Origin of the sequence: Ilumatobacter sp., assembly GCF_049588435.1 — a bacterium.
Classification (GTDB): domain Bacteria; phylum Actinomycetota; class Acidimicrobiia; order Acidimicrobiales; family Ilumatobacteraceae; genus Ilumatobacter_A.
The window spans coordinates 1-14,072 of the sequence record NZ_JBAVYV010000115.1; the positions used below are offsets into that span (position 1 = coordinate 1).

Sequence of the window (14,072 nt, forward strand, 5' to 3'; positions counted from 1 at the left end):
AGCGATTGCTCGGGTATGCGAAATGCGTCTGGGTTGCAGCGGTCCACAACCCGGGGTTGATCCCGACGAAAAGCAGACGCAGGCCCGGGCCGACCAGATCGTCGACGGTCGCTCCGACGTAGGTCTCGAGCTCGGCGCGTGTGAATCCCATCTCGTACCGAGTCCGGAGTCAGAGTCGAGCGACGAGTTCGGCGAGCGGTTCGCGGAAATCACGCAGCGGTCGGTGGCCGAGCGATGTCCAGCGCACGTTGTCGAGCACGCTGTTCGCCGGCCGCGGCGCCGGTCGTGGCGGGTCGAGATCCGCCGAGGAGATCGGCTGGACCCGTGCGGGGTCGTGGCCGCACGCCTGCAGGATCTCCCGAACGAACCCGTACCACGACACCGACCCGGCGTTGGTGAGGTGGACGACGCCGCCGGGGCGCTCCGCCGCGAGAACGGCCAGGGCGGGCGCGAGGTCCGCGGTGAACGAGGGGCATCCACGCTGATCGTCCACGAACGCCAGGGGCGTGTCCTGGGCTGCGAGTCGATGAACCAGCTTGACCATGTTGTTGCCGTGCTCACCGCACACCCACGAGGTCCGGACGATCGTGACGTCGTCGCCCAGGACGTCGAGCGCAGCGGATTCACCGGCCAGCTTCGAGCGGCCGTAGACCGACTGTGGGTTCGTGGCGTCATCCTCGCGATATCCGCGATCGAGTGTCCCGTCGAAGACGTAGTCGGTACTGATGTGGATGAGATGCGACCCGGTCGAACGACATGCCCGAGCGAGGTTCCCGACACCGTGTTCGTTGACCGCATGCGCCGTCTCGACGTCGGATTCGCATCGGTCGACGGCGGTGAATGCCGCGCAGTTGACGACCGCGTCCGGCCTCGACCCGGCAACCGCCTGGTCGACGGCGGATGCCTTCGTGATGTCGAGCGACGTCCGATCGACGGCGTGGACATCGTGGCCACCGCTGCGGAGATCGCCGACCACATCGGTGCCGAGCTGCCCCGCTGCGCCGGTGACCAGAACCCTCACGACGCGATCCTCACAGTGCGGCGCGCGCCTTGAGCGGCTCCCACCACTCGCGATGCGTCCGATACCAGTCGACCGTGGCGGCGAGGTTGTCGTCGAAGCTACGCGAGAGCGACCACCCGAGGTCCGTGACCTTCGAGATGTCGACCGAGTACCGCCGGTCGTGACCCTTGCGGTCCTCGACGGGGCGGATGAACGACTCGTCGCGGCCGCACAACTCGAGCAGGCGGTGCGTGAGCTCCACGTTGGTCAGCTCGTTCCCGGCGCCGATGTTGTAGACCTCACCGGGCACGCCCTGCTCCAGGACCAGGTGGGCGGCGATGTTGTGGTCCTCGACGTGGATCCAGTCCCGGACGTTCATCCCGTCGCCGTACAGCGGCACCTGGTGTCCGTCGATCAGGTTCGTCGTGAACAACGGAATCATCTTCTCAGGGAACTGATAGGGGCCGTAGTTGTTCGAGCAGCGGGTGACGACGACAGGCAGGCCGTAGGTCACGTGGTAGCTCAGGGCGATCAGATCGGATCCGGCCTTCGCCGCCGAGTACGGCGAACGCGGCTCGAGCGGGTCGGTCTCGCGAGATGAACCCTCCTCGACCGATCCGTACACCTCGTCGGTCGAGATGTGCAGGAACTTCCCGACCCCGACCTGATTCGCCACGTCGCAGAGCACGTTCGTGCCGACGCAGTTCGTGCGCACGAACGCTGATCCGTCCGCGATCGAGCGGTCGACGTGCGTCTCGGCGGCAAAGTGGACGACCGCATCGTGTCCGTCCATCGCTCGGGCGACGTCATCCGCGTCGCAGATGTCGGCGTGCACGAACTCGCAGCGCGAGTCGTCCAGCACATCGCGGATCGAACTGAGGTTGCCCGCGTAGGTGAGCGCGTCGTAGATCGTCACGCTGTGATCGGTCGTGGACAGCACGTGGCGGACGTAGTTCGACCCGATGAATCCGGCGGCGCCGGTGACGAAGAGTTTCATGAGCTGGATTCCTGTCCGGTCGGAGGATCGAAGAGATCGGGCTGATCGGCCAGCAGCGGAGCGACCGCGTCGCGTGCCGAGAGAACCGGAATGTCACCGGCGAGCGGCCAGTCGATCCCCAGCGCCGGGTCGTCCCAGCGGACCGATCGCTCGCGCTCGGGGTCGTACGGCGCCGAGACCTTGTACCCGACCTGAGTGTCACGCTCGAGGGTGAGAAACGCGTGGCCGAATCCCGCAGGCACGAGCAACTGATTGCCCGAATCGGCCGTCAGTATCACGGCAACGTGGTCGCCGAACGTCGGCGACTCGCGGCGCAGGTCGACCGCGACGTCGAGCACGGCACCGCGGATCACGCGGACGAGCTTCACCTGTGCGTGCGGTGGAAGTTGATAGTGGATCCCGCGGAGGGTCCCCGACGTCGCCGAGAACGATTCGTTGTCCTGCACGAAATCGGTGTCGAGACCGGCATCCGCGAGAACGTCGGATCGGAAGATCTCGCTGAACCATCCGCGCTCGTCGCCGTGACGCGTGGGCTGGATCTCGACCACCTCGGCGAGCGCGGTCGGGACCAGCTTCATCGGTCGAACCCGTCGAGCAACGAGAGCAGGTACCGGCCGTAGCTGTTCTTCTCCATCGCCGTACCCGCATCTCGCAACGCGGCATCGTCGATCCAGCCCATCTCCCAGGCGATCTCCTCGAGGCAGGCGATCTGGCGGTTCTGGCGGTGCTGGATGACCCGGACGAACTCCGATGCTTCGATCATCGAGTCGAACGTGCCGGTGTCGAGCCACGCATGACCACGGTTGAGCTTCTCGACACGGAGTTCGCCACGCTCGAGGTAGTGGTCGATCACCGACGTGATCTCGAGTTCACCACGCGCCGACGGCTGGACAGACCGGGCCGCCTCGACCACCCGGTCGTCGAAGAAGTACAAGCCGGTGACCGCCCAGTTGCTGCGGGGGGCGTCGGGCTTCTCGTCGATCGACAGGGGACGTCCCTCGGCATCGAGTTCGACGATCCCGTACCGCTGCGGATCGTGCACCTGGTAGCCGAAGATCGTCGCTCCACTCGGCTCCGCAGCGGCCTGCGCGACCGTCTCCGAGAACCCTGCACCGTAGAAGAGGTTGTCCCCGAGCACGAGCGACGCTCCACCACCGTCGAGGAAGTCGGCTCCGATCAGGAACGCCTGGGCGAGACCTTCGGGGCGCGCTTGGACCGCGTAACTCAGTTCGATGCCCCATTGCGATCCGTCGCCGAGGAGTCGCCGGAACGCAGCGGCATCTTCGGGGGTCGTGATGATCAGCACCTCGCGGATCCCCGCAAGCATCTGCACCGACAGCGGGTAGTACACCATCGGCTTGTCGTAGACGGGGAGCAGTTGCTTCGACGTGCCGAGCGTGACCGGATGCAGTCGCGATCCGGTGCCGCCGGCGAGCACGATCCCTCTCATTGCGATTCCTTCACATCCACGCGCGGATTCATTCGGCGCACCCTATGGCGGTGGGTCGTCACCCGGGCGGAACCGTGGTCGGAAGCGCGCCGACACCACGGAAGTAGTTCAGGATCTCGTCGGTTTCCGGGCCTTCGCGCACGATCAGCACGGATTTACCGTCGATGGTCGCACCGTCGACCGGCAGCGTGTACGTCGTCAGGCCGGTACCGAACGCTTTGCGCAGCGTTCCGGCTGCGGCGAGCGGGTCGAGGTTCGGGTCGAGCCGCAATGAGCCCGACGTGGCGTTGATCAGGTCGGACGCGAGGAAGGGATCGGCCTGCAACTTGCTGAGCGTCTCGTTGACCGTCGTCGCGATGAACTGTTGCTGGCGCTTGACACGGCCGATGTCGGCCGAGCCGTCCGTCTGCCACTCACCGTCACGGAGTTCCTGATACGTGCGACTGCGGGCGTACGCGAGCGCCTGATCTCCCGTGAGGTTGTTACACCCGGGCGGCTGATCGAGCCCGCTCTTGACGTCGCGGGTCTGGTACTCGAAACAGATCGTCGTTCCGCCGATCGTGTCGACGATCTGCTTGAACCCGGTGAAGTCGACGTCGACGACGTGGTTGATCGGAATCCCGAAGTTCTCGGTGATCGTCGCCGCCAGCACATCGGCGCCGCGGTTGTACGCCGCGTTGATCCGGTCCTGCTGACCGGTGTCGGCCATCGTCACCCAGATGTCCCGGTTGAGGCTGAGGATCGCGGCGCCATCGCCATCCTCTTCCTGGCGGAGGATCATGATCGTGTCGCTGCGTCGGCCGGTCACATCGGTCTCGCTGCCGACCGTTCCCGTCTCGTCCGAACCGTCCACGCCCTCGCGTGTGTCCGAACCGATCAGCAGGTAGTTGACGGCGGGGCCATCGACGGCGACCAGGATGTCGTCGAGGTTCTCGATCCGATCGACATTTTCGACCTGCCGGTCGGCAGCGGTGATCACTCCGGCTGCGCCGACGACTGCGACGACCGCTGCGAGCATCAGTCCGAGGCGGACCGATGTCCGACGACGCGGACGCGCGCGCGGCTGGTCGTCGAGCCGTTGTTGCATGTTGAGAACGCTAGACGCCGCCGATCGTGCAGCAACGGCAATCCCCCCAACATCACCCCCGCCGCAGGTGAACGATGTCACCGACGTCGAGGGTGACCCGGCGCCGTTCGTGGTCGGCATCGAGATCGGCGTCGAGATCATTCCGCTCGACGACCAGCCGGCCGTCCGCATCGAGGTCGATCGCCGTGCCGGTCATCATCGCTCCTCCCGGCATTTCGACACGGACCACCGATCCGAGCGTCGACAGCCGGCTGCGGTAGTTCGCTGCAACGTTCCCTGCATCCAGAATCCGGGACAACTCCCCCAGAAGCAGGTCGAGGACGAGTGCTGGGCCGACGTCGAGCCCGAGATCGCCACGCAGGGAGGCCGCCCCGTCGGGAGCCCAGCCGACGTTCAGTCCGATGCCGACCACGACCGCACCCGAGGTGGCCGCACGCTGGGACAACACCCCGGAGAGCTTCCGGTCGTCCAGCAGCAGGTCGTTCGGCCATTTCAGACCGAGTCGCGATTCGAGGTCCTCGTCGGCCAGTTCCTCGATCGCGTCGAGCGCGGCACGGCCGACGGCCTGGGGCAACGTCGTGGGTGCGTCGGGAGGGTCCGTGAACAGGATCGACGCGAGCAGATTCGTGCCCGCAGGCGCATCCCACCGACGGTCGAGACGGCCGCGACCGGCCGTCTGGTGGTCGGTGTACAGCACGGTGCGATCGGCAACCGCACCCGCCTCTGCCAGTGCGATCAGATCCTTGTTGGTGCTGCCCGTCTCGACCACGTGTCGGATGGTCCACCCGGGCACGGCGTCGGGTGCAATGCCTGATGAGTCGGTCACGCCCCCTACATTTGCACTCGTGCTCAAGAAGATCCTGATCGCCAATCGAGGCGAAATTGCCGTCCGCGTCATCCGTGCTGCCCGTGAAATGGGCATTCAGACGGTCGCCGTCTATTCCGAACTCGACCGCAATGCGCTCCACGTCCGCCTCGCCGACGAGGCCTATGCGCTCGGCGGGACCACCGCGGCGGAGAGCTACATCGATTCGGACAAGCTGCTCGGAGCGATCCGGATGAGCGGCGCCGACGCCGTCCACCCCGGATACGGCTTCTTCAGCGAGAACCCCGATTTCGCCCGCGCCGTCGCCGCTCTCGGTGTCGAGTTCATCGGCCCGCCGCCCGAGGCGATGGACGAGATGTCGGACAAGGTGTCGAGCCGCCAGGCTGCCGTTCGCGGTGGTGCTCCGATCGTGCCGGGGATGACCGAGTTCGCGACCGGCCCGGACGATGTTCGCTCATTCGCCGACGAGTTCGGGTGGCCCGCGGTGATCAAGGCGGCGTTCGGCGGCGGTGGGCGCGGCATGAAGATCGTGCACTCGGCCGACGAGGTCGACGACGCGTTCGCGTCTGCGCAACGCGAGGCGAAGAGCTTCTTCGGTCGCGACGAGGTCTACGTCGAGCGGTACCTCACCTGGCCGCGCCACGTCGAGATCCAACTCGTCGGCGACAAGCAGGGCAACTGCGTCTGGATCTCCAGCCGCGACTGCTCGGCACAGCGTCGCCACCAGAAGCTGATCGAGGAAGCACCGGCTCCGGGCCTTCCCGACGGCGTCGAGGAAGCGATGGGCGAGGCCGCTGTCAAGGCAGCTTCGGCGGTCGGCTACTACGGTGCCGGCACCGTCGAGTTCATCTATCAGGACGGCGAGTTCTTCTTCCTCGAGATGAACACCCGGCTCCAGGTCGAACACCCGGTCTCGGAGATGATCACGGACATCGATCTCGTCGAGTGGCAGATCCGCGTGGCCGCCGGCGAGGAACTGCCGATGACCCAGAAGCAGGTCAACAAGGCCCGACGTGGCCATTCGATCGAGATCCGCATCAACGCCGAGGACCCGGCAGGAGGAAAGTTCCTGCCGTCCCCTGGCCCGATCACGACCCTCACGCCACCCGACGGATTCGGTGTCCGATTCGACACCGGATACATGTCCGGGGATGAGGTAAGCCAGTACTACGACAACCTGGTCGGCAAGTTGGTGGTGTGGGGGCGCAATCGCGACGTCGCGATCGCTCGAACGATCCGTGCGCTCGACGAACTCGTCGTCGAAGGCGTCGCCACGACCATTCCCGCCGACCTGGCGATCCTGCACCATCCCGACTTCGCCGCGATGACCCACTCCACGAAGTGGGTCGAGGAAACCCTCGACCTCTCCGGTGTGTCCGCCACGCCGGCCGCGGCACCGTCCGGTGACAACGACGACCAGGAGCCATTGGTACGTCGGGACACGACCGTCGAGGTCAACGGCAAGCGGTTCGACGTCGCGATGTGGGTGCCCGAGCAGCCGGCGGTTGCCGTCGGCGCCGCTCCGGCCAAGAAGCGGGAGAAGCGTGCAGCATCGAGCGGCGGCGGAGCCGCGGCCAGCGGGAGCATCGAGGCTCCGATGCAGGGGACGATCGTGAAGATCCTCGTCGAGGTCGGCCAAGAGGTCGACGCCGGAACCGGTGTGCTCGTCCTCGAGGCGATGAAGATGGAGAATCAGATCAACGCCGAGAAGGCCGGCACCGTCAAGGAGATCAAGGTCTCCGCAGGTGACACCGTCGGCGGTGGCGACGTCCTCGCCATCATCGAATAGCGCGCACCGGATCGCCGGAGCACCGGAGCACTTGATCGCTACGGAGCCAGTTCACCACGGGACCAGGTCACCCGAGGCGTCGGCGGAGTCGGCATCGCGGCGGCGACGCAGCTCGACCACCAGATCGTGACGTGCGTCGCTCTCCACCTCATCGAGAGTCGCGGGGATCGTCGGCGGGAGCAGCTCGCCGACCGGGACCGGCACGGCATGACGCTGTTGGATCGCCTGGCGGGAACGGCCGAGCAGCCGACCGATCCCCGTCCAAGAGCACCCCTCGCGACGCGCACGGTGAACCAATCGCCGCTCCAACCAGGGCAGGTACACCTCGTTCAGGAGGCGGAGGCTGGCCAGCGCCGGACGGGTCCCACCCTGCAGCATCTCGCGGACCAACGACAGCACCTCACCCTCGACACCAACGAGCCGTTGCGGGCGGCCCGAATCGATCCCCCGGCCCGTGCCGCTGTCCGTCTCGCTGCGGCTGGCCCGACCCCGATCCGTGTCCATGAGGTCGATCCTCGTGGCGGGGTGTGACAACTCGGACGGCATCGACGCGGTCTTCCGGGGCTGCCACGAAGAAAATCGCAAGCTGGCTTGCGTTCTCTCGGCCGACCGCAAGCCAGCTTGCGATTCTCGCCATTGACTCCCCGGAACTCCCTCACGCGTGCCGGCGCGCCCGCTCGCGTCTATTCGGCGGCTTCGGCGAGGGCTTCGCTGAGCGCGGGGTGCACGAGGATGCTCTCGACCAGGTCGGTGACGGTGAGCCCGGCGGTCACGGCGACCGCGATCACCGAGATCAGTTCGGCCGCGTGGCGACCGACGATCGACCCGCCCAGGATGACGCCGGTCGCGGGGTCGGAGATGATCTTGACGAACCCGCGTGTGTCGTTGTTGATCATCGCCTTGGCCGTGGCAGAGAAGGGCACCTTCGTGACCCGGATCTTGCGACCGGAGGCGAACGCCTCGGCCTCCGCGAGGCCGACGTCGGCGATCTCGGGTTCGGTGAAGATCGCCGAGGCGGCCTTGTCGTAGTCGAGGTGTCGATGGCTGCGGGTGTGCAGACCCATCGCGTGCTCGGCCACCTTGCGACCCTGGACCGATGCCACCGACGACAGCGGCAGCTTGCCGCTGATGTCCCCGGCGGCATAGATGTGATCCACGCTCGTCACGCAGTGATGGTTGATCTCGACATAGCCCCACCGGTCGACGGCGACGCCGGCCACTTCCAAACCGATGTCGGCCGTGTTCGGGATCGACCCGATCGCCAGCACCGCGTGCGATGACGTGACCGAGCGCCCGTCGTCGCACCGCACGACCACCTGGTCGCCGCTCGGATCGGAGTTTCCGTCCGCATCGACCCGCTCGATCGTCTGCGCCCGGGCACCCATCAGCAGCTTCACGCCCCGCCGCATGAACTCCTCCTCGAGCACCGCCGCGACCTCGGGGTCCTTGCCGGGCAACACCTGTTGGCGGCTCACGACGAGCGTGACCTCTGCGCCGAACGACGAGAACATGTGCACGAACTCCACGCCGGTGACGCCGGAACCGACCACGGTCACGCTCTCGGGAAACACCTGCGGCGGGTAGCAATCTCGCGTCGTCAGGATCCGATCGCCGTCGGGAAAGCACCAGTCCGGAATACGGGGTCGCGAACCGGTCGACACGAGTGCCGAGTCGAACTCGATCTGCTCAGTTCCCGATTCGGTCGTGACCTCGACCGTGTGCGGATCGACGAAACGGCCGGACCCCGCGATCATCCGAATCCCCTGGCTCTCGAGGAGTTGCGTCGTGTTGGCGCTCATCTTCTCCTCGATCCGATCGATGCGAGAGGTGAGCGCGGCGACGTCGATCGCCGGGGTCTCGTGCTCGAGCCCCATCCCTTCGGAACGGCGCATGAAACTCATCGCCCCACCGGTCGCGATCATCGACTTGGACGGAATGCAGTCCCAGAGATGGGCCGCGCCTCCGATCACGTCGCGCTCGATGACCGTCACCTCCGCTCCCATGCGGGCGGCGTACGTGGCGGCGACGTTCCCCGCCGGCCCACCACCGATGATCACGAAACGTTCTGGCACCCGGCCAGGTTAGAGCCTGGAGAAGATTCGCCAATCGGTGTGTCGGCGATCGCTCCGGATCGCTACGGTCAGACCACCGTGAGCGATGAATCCGAACCCACTGGCGACCCCGGCGACACCGGCGAGTCCGGCGAGCTTTCCGGAAGCGGACTCGAAGCGGAGAAGGCCCGCCGCTTGAGGCTGCTCGACGAGATGCGCGAACAGGGCGGCAACCCCTACCCGTACCGATTCGACCGGACCCACACCCTCGCCGAGGTCCGCTCGAGCTGGGGAGAACTCGAGCCCGGTATCGAAACCGAGGACGCGGTGGCCGTCGCCGGCCGGATCATGCTCAAGCGCGATTCCGGCAAGCTGATCTTCGCCACGATCCGCGACCGGACCGACGACGTCCAGCTGTTCATCTCGAAAGCGGTCGTGGGCGACGATGCATTCGCATCGGCGAAGGCGCTGGACCTCGGCGACTGGGTCGGGGTCAGCGGCACGGTCATGACGACACGCAAGGGCGAACTGTCGGTCAAGCCCGACCAGATCGAGCTGCTGTCGAAGGCGATTCGTCCGATGCCCGACAAGTGGCACGGGCTCAGCGACGTCGACACCCGCTTCCGCCAGCGGTACGCCGACCTGATCGTCAACGACGCCGCTCGCCGCAACTTCGAGATCCGTCACGAAACGGTGGCCAGCTTCCGACGCACGCTCGCGGCACACGGATTCATCGAGGTCGAGACGCCGGTCCTGCACCCCGAGGTGGGCGGCGCCCACGCGCGTCCGTTCACGACCCATCACAACGCCCTCGACATGGATCTGTATCTGCGGATCGCGGTCGAGCTCTACCTGAAGCGCTTGATCGTCGGCGGGATGGAGCGGGTGTACGAGATCGCCCGCACCTTCCGCAACGAGGGACTGTCGACCCGACACAACCCCGAGTTCACGATGATGGAGCTCTACCAGGCGTTCGGTGACTGGAACGACGTCATGGACATGAGCGAGGAGCTGATCACCACCGCCGCGCGGGACGCGCTCGGCACGACCGTGATCGACATCCGCGGCGAAGCCGTGGACCTCGCCGACCCCTGGCCCCGCAAACGAATGATCGACTACGCATCGGAGGGAACCGGCGTCGAGCTGCACCCATCGATGCCGCTGGCCGACGCGCGTCGCGTCGCCGCCGACCACGACGTGTTCGTCGAAGACCGCTGGGGCACCGGCAAGATCATCGAGGAACTGTTCGAGAAGACATCCGAATCGGCGATCGTCCGCCCGACCTTCGTGACCGGCCACCCCGTCGAGATCTCGCCGCTCGCCCGCGTCGACCGCAGCGACCCGTTCCTGACCGAGCGGTTCGAGATCTTCGTCGACGGCCGCGAACTCGGCAACGGCTACAGCGAACTCAACGATCCCGTCGAGCAACGACTCCGCTTCGAAGAGGAGCAGGCCGCCAAGGAGGCCGGCGACGCAGAGGCCGGCAGCCTCGACGAGGACTACATCCGGGCGCTCGAGTACGGCATGCCTCCGACCGGTGGGCTCGGCATCGGGATCGACCGTCTGGCAATGCTGCTGGCCGGCGTCGACTCGATCAAGGAAGTCATCCTCTTCCCGACCCTCCGACCCGAACCAACCTGAAGGACACGATTGACGTGACACGTATGGCATGGGGCGCTGGCCTCGCAACGGTCGACTCCAACGGATCGACACTCGACACCTGGTACCGCTGGCTCGGCTGGGGAGAATTCGGGAACACCGAGATGGTGGCGAAGGGAATCCTCGACCAGGTCGAGACCGGACTCGGCCGCCGCGACGTGGCCGACCCGCTCCGGAAGGTGACGATTCGACCCGTCCGGATCTCGATCGACGTGGACGAGGCCCCCGCGTCGCCCGAGGATGCCTACCTCCGCCTGCACCTCCTGTCGCACCGATTGGCCGCGCCCCGTTCGATCGAGATGGACGGCACCTTCGGAGCGCTCCACAATGTCGCCTGGACCAATCTCGGCCCGGTCGCGATCCAGGACCTCGACGACGTCCGGCTCTCGGTGAAGCAGAACGCCGAGTCCCCGGTGCGCGTGCTCAGCGTCCACGGCCTCGACAAATTCCCGCGGATGACCGACTACGTCATCCCGAGCGGCGTGCGGATCGCCGACGCCGACCGGGTCCGACTCGGCGCACACCTCGCCGAGGGAACCACGGTGATGCACGAGGGCTTCTGCAACTTCAACGCCGGCACGCTCGGGACATCGATGGTCGAGGGCCGGATCTCCGCGGGTGTCGTGGTCGGCGACGGATCCGACATCGGCGGTGGCGCCTCGATCATGGGCTCACTGTCGGGTGGCGGCACCGCGGTCATCTCGATCGGTGAACGCTGCCTGCTCGGCGCCAACTCCGGGATCGGCATCAGTCTCGGGGACGATTGCGCGGTCGAGGCCGGGCTGTATGTCACGGCGTCGACCCCCGTGATGACCCCCGACGGGGTCAAGCGCGGACGCGAGATCTCCGGGATGGGCGGTCTGCTGTTCATCCGCGACGGTCAGACCGGTCAGGTCATCGCTCGGCCCCGGGCGAAGTCGTGGGGCGAACTCAACGCGGAGCTGCACTCGTCCCAATAGGGCGGACAACTGGTGTCAGGCACCAGATGACCGAATCCACGCAACGGCCAGCACACGTCCGGTCATCTGGTGCCTGACACCGGTTGTCCTGACACCGGGTGTCCGCCGGTGACGCAGCGGTGAACGAAGTCGAGCTTGTTGATCACTCCGGCCGAGAGGACGAAGGGATACAGGTCTCCCTGACCGATCGAGCGGGACATCGCATTCAGTCCGAGCGTGAGCCCGAGCCACGCCTGCACCGTCTGGCCGACCTCGACGTCGTCGTCGGGGGCATACGTCTCGCGAGCCGCTGTCAAGGCGGGCTCGCCGATCTTGATCCCGTACGAGCGCGCCGTGTGGAGTCCCGCACGGATGTGGAGATAGTGGGCGAACGTCTCGGCCCAGTCCTCCCAGGGATGCATGGTGGCGTACTCGCTCACGTGGGTGTTGGTCCACGTCGGTCGATCCGGATCGGATGATTCCGCATCCCCGTCGTCGTAGTGATCGTTCAACGCCTCCTGGTACGAGTTCCGCTCATCACCGAAGAGTGCTCGGAACGATTCGATCCGCCCGGCGTCGAGAACGAGTGACGGCCAGTAGTAGTGCCCGATCTCGTGGCGCAGATGGCCCAGCACCGTTCGGTACGGCTCGCCCAGTTGTTGGCGCATGAACTCGCGGTGGGCGTCATCGGACTCGGACAGGTCGAGCGTGATCACACCCCCGTCGTGCCCGGTCATCACCTGCTGTTGCCGGGACGACAGAAACTCGAACGCGACTCCACCGGTGTCATCGTCGTCACGGGCGATCAACGGCAGACCCAGGATGTCGAGCTGGTGCAGCAGGCGGCGCTTGGCCATCTCCGCGTCGGCGAACGCCTCGATCGCATCGAACTCGTCGTCTCGCGGTCGAACCGTGGTGAGACGACAACTCGCGCACAGGTCACCGACATCCTCCGGGTCCAGCAGCCAGTTGCAGCGCGCGACCTTCTGGTTCGCACACCGGCGATAGAGCGTCTCCGGGACACCGGCCTGGTGGACGCCACCGTCCACCTCGACCAGCGCGACGACCCGTCGTTCTCGACGCACGTAGCCGAGCGGCGACCCACACCGCAGACACGTCGAGTTGTCGAAGAAGACGACCTGCCCACACACCGAGCACGAGAAGGGCTGCATCAGCGGACGCTACCCATCCAGGAATCCGGCGAAACGACGCAGGTCGAGCGTGCGCGGATACTCCTTCGGGATCCTCGCAGCTAGTTCGTCGAGGGCCGAGACGTCGACGCGGCCTGCCGTGTGACCGCGCGGTTCGAACCGACTCCCGCGGCGCGTCTCGGCCTCGGTGGCGTTGACCGGGAACGACTCGTACCCCAGTCCCCCGGGGTGCACGATGTGATACGTCGCCCCGCCCAGCGACCTCCGTGTCCAGCGGTCGATCACCTCGACATTGAGCGGCCCGGTCTTGTCGATCGTCGGGTGCAGCGCCGACCACGGCGCCCACGCCTTGAAGCGGACCCCCGCCACGCTCGTCCCGGCCGTCGCGGTGGGTCGCAGCGGAAGCGGAACGCCGTTGCACGTCACGATGTGCCGTTCGGCATCGACGCCGTCGACCTGCACCTGGACCCGCTCGACCGATGAATCCACATAGCGCGCCGTTCCGCTCCCCGACGCCTCCTCACCGAGCACGTGCCACGGTTCGATCGCCCGACGAATCTCGAGATGCACGTCATCGACGACGATCTCGCCGATCAGCGGGAAACGGAACTCAAGGAACGGCTCGAGCCAGGCCGCGGAGAACTCGATCCCGTGGTCCTGGAGGTCGGCGACGACGTCGTGGATGTCGGAGCGCACGAAATGCGGGAGCATGAACCGGTCCGACAACTCGGTGTCCCACCGCACGAGCGGGCCGGTGTACGGATCCTCCCAGAAACGGGCGACGAGCGAACGGACCAGGAGCGCCTGGACCAATGCCATCTGCGCGTGCGGCGGCATCTCGAACGCGCGCAGTTCGAGGATGCCGAGTCGACCGCGTTCGGAGTCGGGGCTGAACAGCTTGTCGATGCAGAACTCCGATCGGTGCGTGTTTCCCGTCAGGTCGACCAGCAGGTGCCGTAGCAGTCGGTCGACGATCCACGGCGGCGCGCCACCCTCACCGTCGCTCGCGCGCTCGAGTTCGGCGAACGCGATCTCGAGTTCGTACAGCGTGTCGGCGCGGCCCTCGACGACGCGCGGGGCCTGACTCGTCGGGCCGATGAACTGGCCGGAGAACAGGAACGACA

The 14,072-nt window shown here is 66.5% G+C and carries 13 protein-coding genes and 1 pseudogene; 3 read left to right on the top strand and 11 right to left on the bottom strand.

What is annotated here, in order from left to right:
• The 7 genes and pseudogenes from WBV89_RS04240 to WBV89_RS04270 form a co-directional block, all read right to left on the bottom strand.
• Positions 1-151, bottom strand: a pseudogene (locus WBV89_RS04240) (mismatch-specific DNA-glycosylase); the annotation flags it as partial.
• Positions 152-169: 18 nt separating this feature from the next.
• Positions 170-1,021, bottom strand: a complete 852-nt coding sequence (gene rfbD, locus WBV89_RS04245; RefSeq protein WP_423980093.1) for a dTDP-4-dehydrorhamnose reductase — start codon at positions 1,019-1,021, stop codon at positions 170-172.
• A gap of 10 nt (positions 1,022-1,031) precedes the next feature.
• Positions 1,032-1,997: a dTDP-glucose 4,6-dehydratase gene (gene rfbB, locus WBV89_RS04250; RefSeq protein ID WP_423980094.1), complete on the bottom strand. Its 966-nt coding sequence runs from the start codon at positions 1,995-1,997 to the stop codon at positions 1,032-1,034.
• Entirely contained in the window at positions 1,994-2,575 is a 582-nt protein-coding gene (gene rfbC, locus WBV89_RS04255) for a dTDP-4-dehydrorhamnose 3,5-epimerase (protein ID WP_423980095.1), read from the bottom strand. Before rfbC ends, rfbB begins: the two co-directional genes overlap by 4 nt.
• The gene (rfbA, locus tag WBV89_RS04260; protein WP_423980096.1) at positions 2,572-3,447 is read right to left on the bottom strand and encodes a glucose-1-phosphate thymidylyltransferase RfbA; all 876 of its coding nucleotides are present in this window, start codon (positions 3,445-3,447) and stop codon (positions 2,572-2,574) included. The genes rfbC and rfbA overlap by 4 nt, the downstream gene beginning before the upstream one ends.
• 58 nt (positions 3,448-3,505) lie before the next feature.
• Entirely contained in the window at positions 3,506-4,534 is a 1,029-nt protein-coding gene (locus WBV89_RS04265; RefSeq protein WP_423980097.1) for an LCP family protein, read from the bottom strand.
• A gap of 52 nt (positions 4,535-4,586) precedes the next feature.
• Positions 4,587-5,360: a biotin--[acetyl-CoA-carboxylase] ligase gene (locus tag WBV89_RS04270; RefSeq protein ID WP_423980098.1), complete on the bottom strand. Its 774-nt coding sequence runs from the start codon at positions 5,358-5,360 to the stop codon at positions 4,587-4,589.
• 19 nt (positions 5,361-5,379) lie between these two features.
• Here WBV89_RS04270 and WBV89_RS04275 point away from each other — a divergent pair, with 19 nt between their 5' ends.
• Complete coding sequence (locus tag WBV89_RS04275) at positions 5,380-7,149, top strand: acetyl/propionyl/methylcrotonyl-CoA carboxylase subunit alpha (protein ID WP_423980099.1); 1,770 nt, start codon at positions 5,380-5,382, stop codon at positions 7,147-7,149.
• A gap of 51 nt (positions 7,150-7,200) precedes the next feature.
• Here the strand turns inward: WBV89_RS04275 and WBV89_RS04280 are convergent, their stop codons facing one another.
• Positions 7,201-7,653: a hypothetical protein gene (locus tag WBV89_RS04280; protein ID WP_423980100.1), complete on the bottom strand. Its 453-nt coding sequence runs from the start codon at positions 7,651-7,653 to the stop codon at positions 7,201-7,203.
• Between the two features lie 179 nt (positions 7,654-7,832).
• A complete protein-coding gene (locus tag WBV89_RS04285) occupies positions 7,833-9,221 on the bottom strand; it encodes a dihydrolipoyl dehydrogenase family protein (protein ID WP_423980101.1) in 1,389 nt (462 codons plus the stop codon).
• Between the two features lie 192 nt (positions 9,222-9,413).
• On the opposite strand from WBV89_RS04285, the gene lysS reads away from it, so the two are divergent.
• Positions 9,414-10,841 carry a lysine--tRNA ligase gene (lysS, locus tag WBV89_RS04290; RefSeq protein WP_423980105.1) on the top strand — a complete coding sequence of 476 codons (1,428 nt, stop codon included), beginning with the start codon at positions 9,414-9,416 and terminating at the stop codon, positions 10,839-10,841.
• Positions 10,842-10,864: 23 nt separating this feature from the next.
• Positions 10,865-11,818 (top strand): DapH/DapD/GlmU-related protein, encoded by a 954-nt coding sequence (locus WBV89_RS04295; RefSeq protein WP_423980102.1) that lies wholly within the window; start codon positions 10,865-10,867, stop codon positions 11,816-11,818.
• Between the two features lie 62 nt (positions 11,819-11,880).
• Here the strand turns inward: WBV89_RS04295 and WBV89_RS04300 are convergent, their stop codons facing one another.
• Positions 11,881-12,969, bottom strand: coding sequence for a zinc-binding metallopeptidase family protein (locus WBV89_RS04300; RefSeq protein WP_423980103.1), 1,089 nt, complete (start codon positions 12,967-12,969; stop codon positions 11,881-11,883).
• A 9-nt stretch (positions 12,970-12,978) separates the two neighbouring features.
• Positions 12,979-14,072: transglutaminase family protein (locus WBV89_RS04305; RefSeq protein ID WP_423980104.1), on the bottom strand; the 1,094-nt coding region annotated here is incomplete at its 5' end.

Bases quoted from the DNA above. Each gene is read 5' to 3' on its own strand.
- rfbB (WP_423980094.1), bottom strand. From the start codon at position 1,997: ATGAAACTCTTCGTCACCGGCGCCGCCGGATTCATCGGGTCGAACTAC.
- rfbC (WP_423980095.1), bottom strand. From the start codon at position 2,575: ATGAAGCTGGTCCCGACCGCGCTCGCCGAGGTGGTCGAGATCCAGCCC.
- rfbA (WP_423980096.1), bottom strand. From the start codon at position 3,447: ATGAGAGGGATCGTGCTCGCCGGCGGCACCGGATCGCGACTGCATCCG.
- WBV89_RS04265 (WP_423980097.1), bottom strand. From the start codon at position 4,534: ATGCAACAACGGCTCGACGACCAGCCGCGCGCGCGTCCGCGTCGTCGG.
- WBV89_RS04280 (WP_423980100.1), bottom strand. From the start codon at position 7,653: ATGGACACGGATCGGGGTCGGGCCAGCCGCAGCGAGACGGACAGCGGC.
- lysS (WP_423980105.1), top strand. From the start codon at position 9,414: ATGCGCGAACAGGGCGGCAACCCCTACCCGTACCGATTCGACCGGACC.
- WBV89_RS04295 (WP_423980102.1), top strand. From the start codon at position 10,865: ATGGCATGGGGCGCTGGCCTCGCAACGGTCGACTCCAACGGATCGACA.
- WBV89_RS04300 (WP_423980103.1), bottom strand. From the start codon at position 12,969: ATGCAGCCCTTCTCGTGCTCGGTGTGTGGGCAGGTCGTCTTCTTCGAC.